Consider the following 16,034-nt stretch of genomic DNA (forward strand, 5'->3'; position numbering starts at 1 on the left):
TCAGGCTATGGAGACTAGGCCAACGCGACTGAAAGGGTAGGATTAAGGGGGTGAAGAACGGGATTGTCGACTATCTCGGGGCGATCGTGGTCATCTGCGAATGTCTGCAATTGGCCGAAAGCAGACTATCGTCGTCGGTAACGCAACCATCCGTACTGGAAAGCAGAGTTAGCCGATGAATCCATTACCGAACGGTACGAAATGTGGCGCGCATTTCGTCAACGAATACCGCAGGTTGTTCCCATGCAGCAAAGTGCCCACCCTTCGACACATCATTGAAGTGAACGAGTTTGGCGAAGCGCTGCGCGGCCCACCGCTCTGAAATGCGTGCTTTTTCGCCTGGGAACATGCTGATGCCTGTTGGCACCGGCATAGGGTCTTCGATGGTCACAGGTCTGGGTTTCTCCTGCGCCGTTTCCCAATACAGTCGAGCCGAACTCGCCGCAGCGTTAGGCAGCCAGTACAGCATGATGTCGTCGATCATATCGTCAAGTTCGAACACCTTTTCAGGTTGCCCGTTGCTATCGGATACATCCTGCAGCATTTGATAGATCCACGCCGCCTGGCCTACCGGAGAGTCTGCAACACTGTAGGCAATGGCTTGGGGGTGCTTACTCTGCACTGCGTAATAGCCCGATAATTTGTCGAGGTAAAACTGCATGTCGGCGAGTATCTTCTGCTCGGCCGCTGTAGCGTTCGAGCGCTCAGTCTCAGTGGGCATGTATTCAACCAGGTTGATGTGCATGCCGATCAAACCACGCGGTTGCATATAGCCAAGTCTGGTCGTGATTTGCGCACCCCGGTCGCCACCCTGAGCAACCCAGCGCTCGTATCCAAGCCGTTCCATGAGAACAATCCAGGCTTTGGCAATACGCTCATTGTTCCATCCTGTTGTGGTCGGCTTACCAGAGAAGCCGTGACCCGGTAACGACGGTAGGATGATGTCGAAAGCATCTGATGCTTTTCCACCATGCGCGACAGGGTCGGTGAGTGGGCCAATAATGTGGCGAAACTCGAGCACTGAGCCCGGCCAACCATGAGTCAACAACAGTGGCAGGGCATTTGGCTCTTTGGCGCGAATATGTAGAAAGTGAATGTCGAGTCCGTCGATCTGGGTGACGTGCTGACCCAGGCTGTTGAGCAGTCTTTCACATGAACGCCAGTCATAGCCGTTCCTCCAGCGCTCCACCAGACGGCGGATGTCAGCAAGCGGCGGCCCCTGTACTGTGCTGTCGACGGTTTCCCGGTCTGGCCATCGGGTTTTTGCCAAACGCTCTTGAAGGTCGATCAGTTGTGCGCGCGGTACTGCAATCGTAAACGGTCGCACACTTTCATGTGAGGGATGCATAGCAGGCTGTAGCGGTGCCTCGGCGGCTGCAATACCCAAGGCTCGCGCCGCTGTGGAAAGCACGGCAACGCCCGCAGCGGCGCTGCTCAAGAACATGAAACGGCGACGATTCATGAAAAGTTCTTTCTATGAAAAAATTCTGCCGAAGGCTCGTGGATAGCTTAAGGCCTACTGCGCCCTTCGGCGCAGTAGGCAAGGTTACATGTTGATCACACGCACCAACCGAACGCCCCAATCCTCATCGGGATTCGTGGTGCCGTCGCCCAGGCGTTCCTGCATGACGGCGACGCCAAGGTCACGGCGCTTTGGCAACCTGTCACGCTCGGCGGCGCTCAAGGCCGGACTTACTTCGGCACGGGACAGATCCGTGCAGTAGACGGGTGCCCCCGGCTGCTGGCGCCAGGAGTCCGCGAGCGGCCCGGCATCGACGGCATCCAGACCTGTATCGTTGACCAAAGACATGGTGACCTCACGATCGCGGTCATGATCGGCCGCCACAGGAATGGCGATCCGATCGGCTGCTCCCGCGGGCTTTGCCTTTTTCGCCAATGAGGCCGACCCGATCGCATTCCATGCCTTGACTACACGGCGACCAAGTTGCTCTGTAACCCACAGGCTCTCGACCTGTCCTTGCTCGATCGCTTCGATTTTTTCGTCGCGAAACGGATAGTAATTGGACGTGTCGATCACGACCGTGTCTTCCGGAAGGCCGCTGACCAGCGTAGCGATGCTTGAAAGGCGGTTCAGCGGGATGGACAGGATGACTACCTCAACGTCGACGAGCGCGTCTTCGGTCGTTGCAGCTTGAGCACCCGACGCCAGCAATTCAGGATCAATGCTATCAGGACCTCGGGAATTCGCTACTTTCACGTCGTGTCCTGCTTGGCTCAACCGCGTAACGAGTGTCTTGCCAATGTTTCCGGTTCCCAGAATTCCAATCTTCATGATACTGCCCTCGGATGAGATGAGATTTTTTCTAACGTACAACAGTGCTCGAGATCGTTAGCCACCCACATGTGGACTAATTACCAAAGGCAAACGACGCTACAGGCCGCAGACGGTCTTGACCCACTATTTGATTTATTAAAAACGGCACAGGGCTTGACTGAAAAATTCAATAGGCATCGGGCTGTTAGTAATCGGCTTCTATCATGCTCGTAGCTACTTCAACTTCCTCAGCTAACGGCATACGTAACTCGATGCCGTGCGCACCGAACCTACCCCCCCGTATACGGCTTTCTGCGGATACGGACAGAGCGGTAGCGAGGTGCTCAAGTCGCTGGACTTCACTACGATATTCCCCGGCGCAGCGTCCTGTTCAACCCAGGCCAACAGCGCGCTGAACATTTCGTCGCGCCCTGACACCGGTTGAGGTACAGGTACGAAAGGCAAGCCTTCGGATCGACCACTATGGGTAAACCCAGGAATCAGGTAGAAGCGATAGAATTGACCTACCCCCTCTGCCCCGCCCATCGTCGCGATGACGCTTTCGTAGTAATTTATCGCGCCCTGCGGCGGGATGTACTCGTCGGCCAGCCCCTGATACATCACTATCTTGCCTCCCGCTTTGGAGAACTGAAGCAGGTCTGGATTATCAGTATTGATATGGCTGAATTGCGGCTGTAGCAACTCACCTTTAGATTGCGCATTTGCCAATCCTGCATAATCAAGCTGGTGCAGCCACTGGTTCTTGCCATGGCCTGTGGCATTTTTGAATAGGGGACTTCCCAGTTCCGGATCCTGTAACTCAAGCGCCGTCTGATCGGCTGCGAGAACTTGCCCAGGGGCTCCACCGGCCGGGGTGTTTTTCAGGTCTGTCCCGCGTGTCCAGCCGAACCATAACCTTCGTTTGCCCTCAAGCAGGTTGATATTGCCATTATCGCTTCCTGGAGAGGGGGCAGTGCCGTCGTCGGTCTGCCCGTACCAAATCTTGTTGATGACTCCAGCTTCTGCCTTGGTAAGACAGGATGACTGTGAAGCAGTACCAGCGAGACGATTTGAAGCCTCTTTCTCAGTACATAGAATCGAAGCATCTTGTGAAGGATCGTAACGGCATGACAAAGGGTCGATCAAAAAACCAAGCGTTGCACCGCCGCACGCAGCCAAAGCCGCAGCAGTGACTCTGTTCAATTTTTCAGGCGCAATTGAATAGCCGAGGTCTTGCTGCATCGAAATCGATGCGTACAAACCGGCCGTATGGTATCGGGACCAATTGATGGCAGGTGCACCTACGAGAATCCCATCGAAATCATTGGGGAAAGCTTGCGCCAGCTTGAGCCCTTGACGGCCACCCGTGGAAAAACCATCCCAGTAGGCATATTGGTGAGAGCGACCATAGAAGTACTTGGTCAACAGCTTGGTTTTCTCGGCCAGTTCATGGAGGCTTCTTTCGGAGAAATCGTGCCAACCCGTGGTATTGATCCCGCCATCGGGACTCATGGCGAAGGAGCCGTTGATAGGCGATCCCGCATGGCCGTTATCGGAAGTGGCAACTACGTATCCCTTAGCTGCCGCCGCCACATGTAGATCGTCACTGGCAACGGTCGAACGGTCCGCCTGGGGTGTCCCCGACCAGCCACTATTGCCATAGGCGCGAATGCGCAAATTCCACCTGTCTGAAGACGGTAGAAGAACTTCAATTCCAATACCGGAAGAAGTAGACGGTGCGCCCATCGGGCCAGGGTTGCCAGGACCAATCAGCAGTTTTACCAGACACAGATCGCTACCAGCAATGGGTGGGCCCGCCTTTTTTCCTCCCTCGACCGCTGCAGCAGAATTCGCGCCAGGCGAAGCGTCTTTCAGGACCAGCGAATCACCTTTATGGAATTTCTTCACGAGCAGAACTTTCGTGGCGGGGTCGCGGCTCATAGCGACTTTCAAACGCTCGCTGCACCCATACGCCTCTGCAAGAGGCTCTTGCTTGGCCTGGGCAAGACTGGCCAACGACATTCCTGCCAAACACACGATCCCGGCGACCGCCGCGCTGGCAGAGTAGATACCGAGGGCTGGTTTCATAGCGGGGCGCTCACACTAAAGATGCTCATCTGGTTGGTCACTCCATCGACGAGGGTGCTGTAACTTCTCGATTCCGCTTGATTACAGCGGCATGGTCGAGCGGCGCCTTGCTTGCTGCAAACTCCGCCATCAGTGCGTCGCGATTGTGAGGAGCGAGATCCTTGACAGCGTGGCGTATTGCCCATTCCAGCTCCGGCAGAGTCAGCTCGGTACAGTAGGCAGGCGTGCCGGGTTGGTGGCGCCATGACAGAGCAAGGCTCCCTGCATCAAATGGCTCGAATCCAGCATCGTCGATCAGCTCGGATACAACGGCCTTGCGAGGCTGGGAATCACCGGATAAGGGCATGGCGATCCTGTCTACAGCTCCCTTGGATTTGCCGCCGTCGGCCAATGTTTTGGCGAGTGCAGCATTGAACGCCTTGATGACAGGTCGGCCAAGACACTCGCTCGACCACATGCTCTCAGGCTGGCCTGCTTCGACTTCCGAGATTCGTGTACCGAACTGCGGATAATAGTTCGATGTGTCGATCACGATAACGTCCGGCGCGGCGCTGGCAACGATCCCTGCAACATCAGGGATGCTCGCGAACGGGATCGACAAGATGATCACGTTTACATCTTCCGTGGCTTCCTTCGAAGCGACTGCAAGGGCGCCTATTCGATCGGCAAACTGCTGGATTTCAGTCGGCCCCTTGGATCCTGCCAGCTTGACCCTATGGCCTGCGGCTACGAATTTACGTGCGAGAGTGCCGCCAATGTTGCCTGCGCCAATAATACCGATTTTCATACAATGTCCTCAGGGGCATAAGGTAGATGCTGCGTCAGGTACTAACGCGCGGATCGGTTCCATACTGGGCCGTTGCGTCCAGATGATCGCGCAGGGTGGCACCTTCATAATCTCGATGAAAAAGACCACGTTCTTGAAGAATCGGGACAACGCCGTCGACAAATGCGTCGATACCGTCGTCGTTGATGTCTGGTGAAATCCAGAAGCCATCAGCTGCACCGGCTTCAAACCATTTCTGCATATGGTCTGCCGCTTCAACGGGTGGGCCGACGATGGCCGGGTGATAATCGATCACACCGTGGGCCAATATGTCTTTCATACTCCAACCCTCGCGGGCAATCTCCAACGCGTGCTGCGCGCGCGGATCGAATGGCGATGGGTGCGCAGTCGCCAGCTGCATTGGCGACAGCGGTCTGTCAATCAGTGCGAGGTCAAAACTCAGGCCTAACATCTGCCCCAGATAGGCAGCCTGATGGGCAAAATAGCGCTCATTGAGCATCGTTCGACGATCCAGCGCCTCGCGACGAGTGTCCGCAATAGTCGTCATCAAACCGGGAATGAATTTGATTTCATCCGGGTGCCGACCAGCGTTTACAGCTGCGTTGCGAAAAGCTTGTCTTTGCGCCTGGGCATCTTCCACTGTGAAGCACGCACCGATCACCGCAGTTGCATACCGACCGGCAAACTCAAAAGCATTGCGCCCGCCGCCCGCATGAAAAACGACCGGCTGTCCTTGCTCGGAAGGAGGGATGTAAAGAGGTCCGCGAGAGCGTACGTACTGGCCCTGAAACGTTATGGGTGCGATCTGGTCCGCCTTTGCGAATTGCCCGCTGACTTGATCATGAACCCAGGCGTTTTTACCCCAGCTTCCCCACAAAGACTGCACCAGTTGTACAAACTCGTTGGCACGCGCATAACGATCTGCACTGGACGGGATTCGCCGGCCATAGTTTGCGGCTACGTCATTGCCGCTTGAGGTCACTGCGTTCCAACCTGCTCGACCATGGCTCATGATGTCGAGCGCCTTGAATTGTCGCGCGAGGTTGAATGCTTCATTGAACGTCGTGGATCCGGTGGCTACCAAGCCAATGCGTTCGGTACCGCGCGCCACCGCTGCCAGGGTCATCATGACATCAAGGTTGAAATGAGGCGCTTCGTTCTCGATGTCAGCTACCGCGCTGGGGCCGTCGGGAAGAAAGATGAACTGAAACTTGCCACGCTCCGCCGCTTGCGCCTGGCGTACTCGCGCCTCGAAGCTGACATAGTTCGTGGGATCGACCCACGGCATGCGCCATGCCCCCGGTTGTGAACCGTAGCCGTTACCCAGATGCAGACCAATAATCATCGTGTTCATCGCTTTCCTGTCAGGTGGCCGCCGGTCTTGAACTACACAGTGCCGGTGAGCCTGACGTTGTTCACCTATGACACCTTGGTGTGGCTAATGCCGCGCCTAGGGATCTATCATGCCGCCCCAACGTCCCCAGTATCAGCCTCAGAGGATAAGCGGAACAACTCTCCGCTTACATCAGGCTAATATATGGAGATGCCCTCCGAATATCAAGAGTCGGCTAGCAGCCCATGCCTATAAAGTCATCGTCACGGCCCCCTCGGGCTGATGCATTGCGCAACAGAAGCCATATTCTTGAAGTCGCCGGCCTTGCCTTTGCAGATGAGGGCGTCGACGTCTCCATGGACAGTATTGCCAAACGTGCAGGAGTCGGCCCCGGGACTCTGTACCGTCATTTCCCGACGCGTGATGCGTTACTGGCTGCCCTGATGGAGGTGCACTATGCCTACCTCGATCAAGCCCGTATGACGATCCAAGCCGAGGAGTCCGAACCTCGAATCGCTTTGGACCGCTGGATCGAAGCCTTGGGAACCTGGATGAATGCGTACGAAGGACTGCCCGAGCCTTTACGCGCAGCCTGGTCTCAACCGAGCTCTGTTCTGCGTCCAACATGCCAGTCAGTAGTCGATGCTTCCGGCGTATTTCTTGAAGCTGCGCAGCGCAATGGTGATGCGCGACCGTCGCTGACCGGTCGCGACATCTTTCTTGCGGCGTTGGCCATTGCATGGGCAAGTGCCAATACCGGCGAAGCCATCGATACGCGTCAGACCCTGCAGGATGTCTTGCGTACCGGATGGGCGCTGCCGGTCTCTGCAGAAGAGAGGCGCCACGAGAAATAAAATGCCTGATCTCCCCTGCGCGCATCTTCTTCGCAAACGTGCAGTGCGTACCCGGCAGCATGCGTGTACATCGTCATTTCTATCATTGTTGGGCCTAAGCTGGCACAACAGCTATCTGGGATATTTGCGCAGCAGTCTTGAAACTCGCAATCTGATCAAAGCTCAAGTATCTGTAAATGTCAGGGGACATTTTCGCGATCACTTCTGCGTGCTGCATGTACTCATCCAGGTTGGGAAGCTTGCCAAGGATCGCAGCCACAGCGGCAAGCTCTGCCGACGCCAGGTAGACATTGGCCCCGTCTCCCAGACGATTGGGGAAGTTGCGCGTCGAGGTCGAAACGACAGTCGAATCTGGCGCAACGCGCGCTTGGTTGCCCATGCACAGCGAACACCCGGGAATCTCGGTTCGAGCACCAATACGCTTGAACACATCGTAGAACCCTTCCGTTCTCAGCTGGTGCTCGTCCATTCTGGTAGGTGGACATAACCAAAGCCTGGTCGGAATCGAATCGACCTGCCGATTCAAAAGTGTGCCGACGGCTCGGAAATGGCCAATGTTGGTCATGCACGAACCGACGAAAACTTCATCGACTTTGCTGCCACACACGCGTGAAAGAAGTTGCGCATTATCTGGATCGTTCGGTACACAAACGATCGGCTCGACGATGTCGCTCAGATCGATCTCGAGCACGGCCGCGTAGTCGGCGTCGGGATCGGCGGACATCAGCGACGGGGTACTTAGCCAGTCCTCCATCGCGGCTGCACGCCGCTCGAGTGAACGGGAGTCACCGTAGCCCTCGGATATCATCCAGCGCAGCAGCGTGACATTCGAGCTCAGATATTCAGCGACAGCTTTCTCGGGGAGCTTGATCGTGCAACCTGCTGCAGAACGTTCGGCAGAGGCATCGGACAGCTCGAATGCCTGCTCGACGGTCAAGTGATCAAGACCTTCAATTTCGAGAATCCGGCCGGAGAAGACATTCTTCTTGCCTTTCTTCTCGACCGTCAGCAACCCGGCTTCGATCGCATAGTATGGAATGGCGTGCACAAGGTCCCGTAGGGTGATGCCTGGCTGCAATGTCCCTTTGAACCGAACCAGAATCGATTCAGGCATGTCCAGAGGCATCACACCCGTCGCTGCCGCGAAGGCTACCAGACCTGAGCCGGCCGGAAACGAAATGCCAAGCGGGAAACGCGTATGGGAGTCACCACCAGTGCCGACCGTGTCAGGCAGAAGCATTCGATTGAGCCAGCTGTGGATGATCCCATCGCCTGGTTGCAGTGATACGCCTCCTCGGTTCCTCATGAAGTCCGGTAGGGTGTGATGAGTCATAACGTCTACAGGTTTAGGATACGCAGCGGTATGACAGAAGGACTGCATTACCAGGTCTGCCGAAAAGCCCAGGCATGCCAGATCCTTGAGTTCGTCTCGCGTCATGGGCCCTGTTGTGTCTTGCGAGCCCACCGTGGTCATCTTCGGTTCGCAGTACGTTCCTGGCCGAATGCCTGCAACGCCACAAGCCTGGCCCACTATCTTTTGCGCAAGGGTGAAACCTTTTCCAGAATCCGCTGGCTGCTCTGGCTTATGGAAGAGCATAGAGGCTTCGAGCCCCAGTTCGACCCGAGCTCTTTCCGTCAATCCACGACCGATGATCAGAGGGATTCGACCGCCGGCTCGTAGTTCGTCGAGTAGAACAGGGGTCTTCAAACTGAACCTCGCTACGACTTCGTCCGAGTTGTGCTTACATACCTTCCCTTCCAGCGGGTACACATCGATGACATCCCCCATTCCCAAAGCCGAGACATCGAACTCAATCGGGAGCGCACCGGCATCTTCCACTGTGTTGTAGAAAATAGGAGCGATCTTGTTTGCGAAGCAGAACCCTCCTGCACGCTTGTTCGGTACATGAGGTATGTCATTTCCAAAAAACCACAGCACCGAGTTGGTGGCCGACTTGCGCGACGAGCCGGTCCCAATCACATCGCCCACAAAGGCAACGGGATAGCCTTTGGCACGTATGTCCTCGATCTGCTTGAGCGGACCAATTTCGCCGGGGAGCTGCGGCTCGATACCATCACGGCTCATTTTGAGCATGGCTCTGGCATGCAGCGGAATGTCTGGACGTGACCAGGCATCTGGCGCCGGAGAGAGATCGTCCGTGTTCGTCTCACCCGCTACCTTGAAGACAGTCAGCGTGTATTTATCTGCAATAGCGGGTCGGCTGGAAAACCATTCACCCTCAGCCCACGATTGCAGCACCTTCTGAGCATAGTGATTTCCCGCTCTCCCCTTGTCTGCTACATCACGAAACGCATCGAACATGAGCAGGGTGTGCTTGAGCTGCGCCGCTGCTTCTGCCGCCAGGCCGGGGCTATCCAGTAATTCAACCAAGGTTGAGACGTTATAGCCGCCCTGCATGGTGCCAAGCAGTTCGACAGCCTGCATTGGGCTTATCAGAGGAGAGTGCCCGGTGCCGAGTGCGATGGCCGACAGGAAGCCCGCTTTTATATACGCCGCTTCATCGACCCCTGGCGGCACACGGTGTGTGATCAACTCCAGGAGCAATTGCTCATGCTCGATGGGTGGCGACTTCAAAAGCTCCACCAGCGCTAGCGTTTGCTCCGGGTTCAAAGCCAACGGGGGCAAACCATGGGCCGCTCGTTCACGTACATGATCGAAGTATTTCTTTAGCACGTTGTCATTCCTGATCTGGGGCCGTGGGACATCGACCAGCTGTAGGCAATGCCGTTGGCATCAGCCCTGAAAATCGGACACTCAGTTCACCGCTACCAGGGTTTAGGTACGTGAACAAAGCCGTTCATGAGCACTCGGGCACTGCGACTCATCACCACGCGATCGATGTGCCTCACTTCATGTTGACGCTCAACGCTCGTGCTCACTTGCAAGGTTTCGGTGGGAAACATCGCTTCGCCATCGCCATCCGCGCCGGAAGCGGAGTCGAGAAATTCGAGGACAATCTCCCCTGCTGGAAACGGCACGCCCTCCAACTCGAAATCACCCAACTCCTGCACTTCGGCATCTCTGATTGGAACCTTCGCCAGCAAGGTCTTGCCGGTATTCTTCTGCCATATGCAAACGGTAGCGATACCGTCGAGAGGAACACGTGCGAACGGTAGCAGTGCGTTGCTGATTGCAAATGGGCCCACCGCAGCCGATAGATCTGCGCAGCTTCCAGACCAGTCCACGAGGGCGTCATCGATCGACACCTGCCCAAACAGATAATCGACATCATGATCAGGGCGTTGGCTGCGGCTGACGATCACCACCTTGCTGGTGCTGGAAGTGGCCCCTCCCATTCCATCGATCTGTTTGCCATAGGGGTCGGGACTTCCGATGATTCGAAGAACCAGGGCATCTCGCTCGACTCCGGGTCGTTGGGCTTCTCTGGGTAGATCGTCGAGTGAGAAAAAAACGCCCTTGCTGGTTCCGCCTCGCATGTAGGTAGCGGGGATTCGCAGTTGTGCCGGATGACTCATGACGCTACTCCCGTCTTATGCCGGTACGTTTTCAAAGAAGTCTTCTGCAAAGCGCTGCAACACCCCACCGGCCTCATAGATCGAAACCTCCTCGGCCGTATCCAGACGGCAGGTGACAGGCACCTCAAGAGAGGTTCCGTTGCGGCGGCGAATCACGAGGGTAAGGGACGCCCCAGGCGTCCGTTCTCCAAGAACATCGAACAATTCGCTTCCATCGATACCTAGGGTTTTGCGCGTTGTACCGGGAAGAAATTCGAGAGGAAGCACGCCCATGCCTAAGAGATTAGTGCGATGAATGCGTTCGAAGCCCTCGGCGGCAATTGCCTCCACACCCGCTAATCTGACGCCTTTAGCTGCCCAGTCACGCGATGAACCTTGCCCGTAATCTGCACCCGCAATGATGATCAAAGGCTGCTTACGTGCCATGTAGGTCTCGATGGCCTCCCACATGCGCGTCACCTTGCCCTCAGGCTCAATACGCGTCAGAGACCCCTGCTTGATTTCGCCATCGACCCAGGCCATCTCATTGATCAGTTTCGGATTCGCAAACGTTGCACGCTGCGCAGTGAGGTGGTCACCACGGTGGGTTGCGTAGGAGTTGAAGTCCTCCTCCGGCAAGCCCATTTTCGTCAAGTATTCACCTGCCGCACTGTTTGCCATGATGGCGTTGGAAGGCGAGAGATGATCCGTGGTGATGTTGTCAGGCAGTACCGCTAACGGACGCATGCCCAGCAAGGTTCGTTCGCCAGCGAGCGCGCCTTCCCAATAAGGAGGGCGACGGATATAGGTGCTTTGGGGACGCCATTCATAAAGGGCAGGAACAGCAGGACCGGTATCCTCCTCGATTGCAAACATTGGGATGTACACCTGACGAAACTGTTCGGGCCTTACTGCAGCGGCCACCACTGCGTCGACTTCGCTGTCATCGGGCCAAATGTCTTTGAGCCTGATTTCCCGTCCATCGACCACACCTAGAACATCGTTCTCGATATCGAATCTGATCGTACCGGCGATGGCGTAGGCCACTACCAATGGAGGTGAAGCCAAGAATGCCTGCTTGGCATAGGGGTGGATACGGCCATCGAAGTTACGGTTCCCTGACAGCACAGCGGTCGCGTAGAGATCGCGATCGATGATTTCCTGCTGAATGACAGGGTCAAGTGCACCTGACATACCGTTGCAGGTGGTACAGGCGAAACCCACGATGCCAAAACCAAGCTGTTCAAGCTCCGTGGTCAGATTTGCTTCATCCAGATAAAGCGCTACGGCTTTGGAACCCGGGGCTAGGGAAGTTTTCACCCACGGCTTGCGATCCAGCCCCAGACGCCTTGCATTACGTGCAAGCAGGCCAGCGGCAATCACGTTGCGAGGGTTGCTCGTGTTCGTGCAGCTTGTAATAGCGGCAATGATCACGGCCCCGTCAGGAAGCAGGCCCGGTGTGGACGTCCAGGGGCCAGCGATGCCCTTGCTTTTCAGATCAGCAGTTGCAACCCGGGCGTGTGGGTTGGACGGCCCGGCCATGTTGCGCCCAACCTGCGACAGATCGAAGGGCAGCACTCGTTCGTATTGGGCGCCCACCAAGTCGTCAGCCCACAAGCCCGCCGCCCTGGCGTAGGTCTCGACCAGTCGCACCTGGGCGTCTTCTCGGCCAGTCAAACGAAGGTAGGACAGGGTCTGCTCATCGATAGCGAACATGGCCGCGGTGGCGCCATATTCCGGAGCCATATTGGAAATGGTTGCTCGGTCGCCAATAGAGAGCGATCTCGCCCCACTACCGTAAAACTCAAGATAGGCACCGACTACCTTTTGCTTGCGCAGGAACTCGGTGAGGGCCAGCACGATATCCGTAGCGGTGATGCCTGGTTGATGCCGCCCTGCAAGCTCTACACCGACTATGGTCGGCAGGCGCATCCACGAGGCCCGGCCCAGCATGACATTCTCTGCCTCCAAACCACCTACACCCACGGCGATGACGCCAAGCGCATCGACATGGGGAGTATGGCTATCGGTACCTACCAAGGTATCGGGAAAAGCCACCCCGTCCTGCACTTGAACAACCGGGGACATTTTCTCCAAATTGATCTGATGCATGATCCCGTTGCCGGGGGGGATGACCTCCACATTTTTGAACGCTTTCTTTGTCCACTCAATGAAGTGAAACCGGTCTTCATTGCGGCGATCTTCAATCGCACGGTTTTTGATGAAAGCGTCGGGGTCGTAGCCCCCGCATTCCACAGCCAGCGAATGATCGACAATTAATTGCGTAGGCACAATGGGGTTCACTTTGGCGGGGTCCCCCCCTCGCGCAGCAATTGCATCGCGTAGACCTGCCAGATCGACCAAAGCCGTTTGTCCGAGGATGTCGTGACAAACCACACGGGCGGGAAACCACGGAAAATCATGGTCCCGCTTGCGGAAAACGATCTGCTCCAAGGACAAGACAAGCGTCGAAGGATCACAACGACGCACAAGGTTCTCCGCGTGTACACGGGATGTGTACGGAAGGCCCGCCCATGCACCTGCTTTGATTTCCTCCACTGCCTCCCGTGCATCGAAATAGTCGAGGCGAGTACCTGGGAGGGGCTTTCGATGTTGGTTGTTCATGGGCAGGCTGACTCTCACTAAAGGCAGATGCGGGCCGCTCGACTCTGACCCGCTGGATTCATCGACGTCGACCGACAAAGCAAGTCGTTACGCCAGACTCCGCGCAAAAAGCGCGTCGAGCTTTTGCTCGTAATCGTGGTAGTCGATTGACTCATACAGCTCCATTCGGGTCTGCATGGTTTCCAGAGCGTCTTGCTGGGTGCCAGTTCTGCGAAGAATTCGATAGACGTTTTCGGCCGCCTTGTTCATCGCTCGAAAGGCCGAGAGCGGGTACAGCACCATTGCCACATTGACCGAGGCCAGCTCGTCCGTTCTATAGAGTGGGGTTGAGCCGAATTCCGTGATGTTGGCCAAGATCGGCGCCCGCGCCCGTTCAGCGAATTGCTCATACCTGACAAGTTCGGTCACCGCTTCGGGAAAGATCATGTCTGCCCCTGCTTCGACGTAGGCAGCTGCACGATCCAGAGCCGACGCTACTCCTTCAATCGCCAGCGCATCGGTGCGGGCCATGATGACGAAATCCTCGTCCGTTCGAGCATCGACAGCAGCCTTTATTCGATCGACCATTTCTCGCTGGCTGACGAGTTCTTTGTTAGGGCGATGGCCGCAACGTTTGGCACCGACCTGATCCTCGATATGGATTGCGCCGGCGCCGAACTTGATCATCGACTTTACAGTTCGCGCGATATTGAACGCCGACGACCCAAAGCCGGTATCGACGTCGACTAATAATGGGAGATCACACACGTCGGTGATACGGCGAACGTCGGTCAGAACATCATCCAGCCCACTGATTCCGAGATCAGGTATGCCCAGGGATCCAGCTGCTACCCCTCCTCCAGAAAGGTAAATGGCGCGGAAGGAAGCGCGTTTCGCTAGTAGCGCGTGGTTCGCATTGATCGCGCCAACAATCTGTAGTGGACTTTCATGTTCTACAGCTTGACGGAAGCGCTGACCGGCAGAGGTTATCGTCATATTGACCTCACTTATTATTATGGGTGACTTCATGCGGCAAACCGAGGCCGCAGCCGAACGCTAAGCGCCAGCCCTCAGGAGACCGCAGTTACTTAGGAACACCGGCGATGGTTATTTAAATTTGCATATGACCGTTGAATCAGAAATGGCCCGAAGCTGAGACTCCGGGCCGGATGTCGCAATGTTCCAGGACAGCGCTTGCGATCAAGCGATAGCTTTCTGTGGTACGGCTTTCTCCGCGGCGTCTTTCAGGCTAAGCACCAAGGAAGTAGCGTCCATGTCTGCGCCGCCGTTATCCATGTGTTTTTTCAAGATGGCGTGGGCAGCTTCGGCTGTGGCGATCGTGGCACCCACTTCGCGGCCTGCCTCCATGGCAAGGCTGAGATCCTTGGCCAGCAGCCAGGTCTTGAAGCCTGCCTTATAGCCCTTCGATGCGGGGGCGGTTGCAACTACACCCACACCCGGATTCCAGACGCGGAACGTCCAGTTATCGGCGGTGGATCGAATAGCAATTTCGAAGAACTCTTTCAGGTTCAAACCCAGGCGCTCGGCCAATGCAGTGGCTTCGCAGTTGACCGCGACGCAAACCCCCATGATCAGGTTGTTGACGACCTTTGCTGCCTGGCCAGCCTCCGGACCACCGGCATGGGCGATGTAACCACCCATCGGGCCCAGCAGCTCCTTGACGCGGGCAACATGCGGGTCATCACAACCAATCATGAAGGTTAGACTGCCATCTATTGCTCCCTCGGTACCACCGGAGACAGGCGCCTCGGCAAAGATTCGATTCGCTTTCTTGGCAGAAGCATGGACAGCTCGGGCGTTTTCAATGCCGATGGTGGAGCAGTCGATAACTACGGTGCTTGGATCGATGCTTGCAAATACGCCGTTCGGACCGGTCAGGACTTCTTTGACCTCGGTACCTGTAGGCAACATCGTAAAAACGGCATCGACACCCTTACAGGCTTCAGCCACCGTCGCACAAACTTCAACGCCGTTTTTTGCAGCTGCTTCGCGGGCCGCAGCGTCAATATCCACACCTCTCACGATGTAGCCGGCATTCAACATGTGTTTGGACATAGGGATGCCCATGAAACCAAGACCGATCCAAGCGATAGTTTTCATTTTTGTTCTCCATTGCTTTACAAGGGTTGTGCTAAACAGTTAAGTGCGATTGATCGTAGGTTGTCCAAGTGCGGGTGTTTCACCCTGTACGCTTGGGCTAACGCTGATCGATTGCCTTGATATAAGGGTTAATGCTGACTTCACTCCAAACATTATTTAGAGCGAACGGATCATTTTTCTGGAAGTCCACCGCTTGCTCGAACGATTCTGCGTCCACCACCAGCATGCTTCCAATCTTTTTGTCACTGTCGGTGGACGTGTAGGGTCCAGCGACCAGAATGTTGATCGGAGCACTTTTCAGGTAAGCGCGATGCGCGTCATAGAACGCTTCGCGCAGGGTGGGCGTAGATGGATTATCTCTACAGTAGATGACATAGAGCATGCTGCACCTATTATTATTTTTAGACGTTCCAGATAAGCCAGACTTCGAAAGGATCTGGCTCGTTGGGATTACGTTACGCCCGCCGGTCGTGCTTTCACAACACGATAAACACA

The 16,034-nt window shown here is 56.0% G+C and carries 11 protein-coding genes and 1 pseudogene; 1 reads left to right on the forward strand and 11 read right to left on the reverse strand.

The window, feature by feature from the left end:
* Nucleotides 1-184: 184 nt before the first annotated feature.
* The 5 genes from ASF66_RS09520 to ASF66_RS09540 all read right to left on the reverse strand — a co-directional run bounded on the left by ASF66_RS09520 (nt 185) and on the right by ASF66_RS09540 (nt 6,504).
* Nucleotides 185-1,462, reverse strand: coding sequence for an epoxide hydrolase family protein (locus ASF66_RS09520; RefSeq protein WP_236707083.1), 1,278 nt, complete (start codon nt 1,460-1,462; stop codon nt 185-187).
* An 84-nt stretch (nt 1,463-1,546) separates the two neighbouring features.
* Nucleotides 1,547-2,335, reverse strand: a complete 789-nt coding sequence (locus ASF66_RS09525) for an NADPH-dependent F420 reductase (RefSeq protein ID WP_269083346.1) — start codon at nt 2,333-2,335, stop codon at nt 1,547-1,549.
* Nucleotides 2,336-2,527: 192 nt separating this feature from the next.
* Nucleotides 2,528-4,363 carry a tannase/feruloyl esterase family alpha/beta hydrolase gene (locus ASF66_RS09530; RefSeq protein ID WP_056843661.1) on the reverse strand — a complete coding sequence of 612 codons (1,836 nt, stop codon included), beginning with the start codon at nt 4,361-4,363 and terminating at the stop codon, nt 2,528-2,530.
* Between the two features lie 37 nt (nt 4,364-4,400).
* A complete protein-coding gene (locus ASF66_RS09535) occupies nt 4,401-5,150 on the reverse strand; it encodes an NADPH-dependent F420 reductase (protein WP_056843662.1) in 750 nt (249 codons plus the stop codon).
* Nucleotides 5,151-5,184: 34 nt separating this feature from the next.
* Nucleotides 5,185-6,504 (reverse strand): NtaA/DmoA family FMN-dependent monooxygenase, encoded by a 1,320-nt coding sequence (locus ASF66_RS09540; protein ID WP_056843663.1) that lies wholly within the window; start codon nt 6,502-6,504, stop codon nt 5,185-5,187.
* 266 nt (nt 6,505-6,770) lie between these two features.
* Between ASF66_RS09540 and ASF66_RS09545 the strand changes: the two genes are divergently transcribed.
* The gene (locus ASF66_RS09545; RefSeq protein ID WP_201782770.1) at nt 6,771-7,337 is read left to right on the forward strand and encodes a TetR/AcrR family transcriptional regulator; all 567 of its coding nucleotides are present in this window, start codon (nt 6,771-6,773) and stop codon (nt 7,335-7,337) included.
* A 94-nt stretch (nt 7,338-7,431) separates the two neighbouring features.
* Here the strand turns inward: ASF66_RS09545 and acnB are convergent, their stop codons facing one another.
* From acnB to ASF66_RS09575, 6 genes and pseudogenes are all read right to left on the reverse strand, one after another.
* Nucleotides 7,432-10,032: a bifunctional aconitate hydratase 2/2-methylisocitrate dehydratase gene (gene acnB, locus ASF66_RS09550; RefSeq protein WP_056843665.1), complete on the reverse strand. Its 2,601-nt coding sequence runs from the start codon at nt 10,030-10,032 to the stop codon at nt 7,432-7,434.
* A 209-nt stretch (nt 10,033-10,241) separates the two neighbouring features.
* Nucleotides 10,242-10,835, reverse strand: a pseudogene (locus ASF66_RS09555) (PrpF domain-containing protein); the annotation flags it as partial.
* 15 nt (nt 10,836-10,850) lie between these two features.
* Entirely contained in the window at nt 10,851-13,439 is a 2,589-nt protein-coding gene (gene acnD, locus ASF66_RS09560; RefSeq protein ID WP_056843666.1) for a Fe/S-dependent 2-methylisocitrate dehydratase AcnD, read from the reverse strand.
* A gap of 87 nt (nt 13,440-13,526) precedes the next feature.
* Entirely contained in the window at nt 13,527-14,414 is an 888-nt protein-coding gene (gene prpB, locus ASF66_RS09565) for a methylisocitrate lyase (protein WP_056843667.1), read from the reverse strand.
* A 204-nt stretch (nt 14,415-14,618) separates the two neighbouring features.
* Nucleotides 14,619-15,539, reverse strand: a complete 921-nt coding sequence (locus ASF66_RS09570; protein ID WP_056843668.1) for an NAD(P)-dependent oxidoreductase — start codon at nt 15,537-15,539, stop codon at nt 14,619-14,621.
* Between the two features lie 97 nt (nt 15,540-15,636).
* Entirely contained in the window at nt 15,637-15,921 is a 285-nt protein-coding gene (locus ASF66_RS09575; protein ID WP_056843669.1) for a YciI family protein, read from the reverse strand.
* Nucleotides 15,922-16,034: the final 113 nt, after the last annotated feature.

This window comes from Pseudomonas sp. Leaf129 (genome assembly GCF_001423465.1).
GTDB lineage: Bacteria > Pseudomonadota > Gammaproteobacteria > Pseudomonadales > Pseudomonadaceae > Aquipseudomonas > Aquipseudomonas coleopterorum.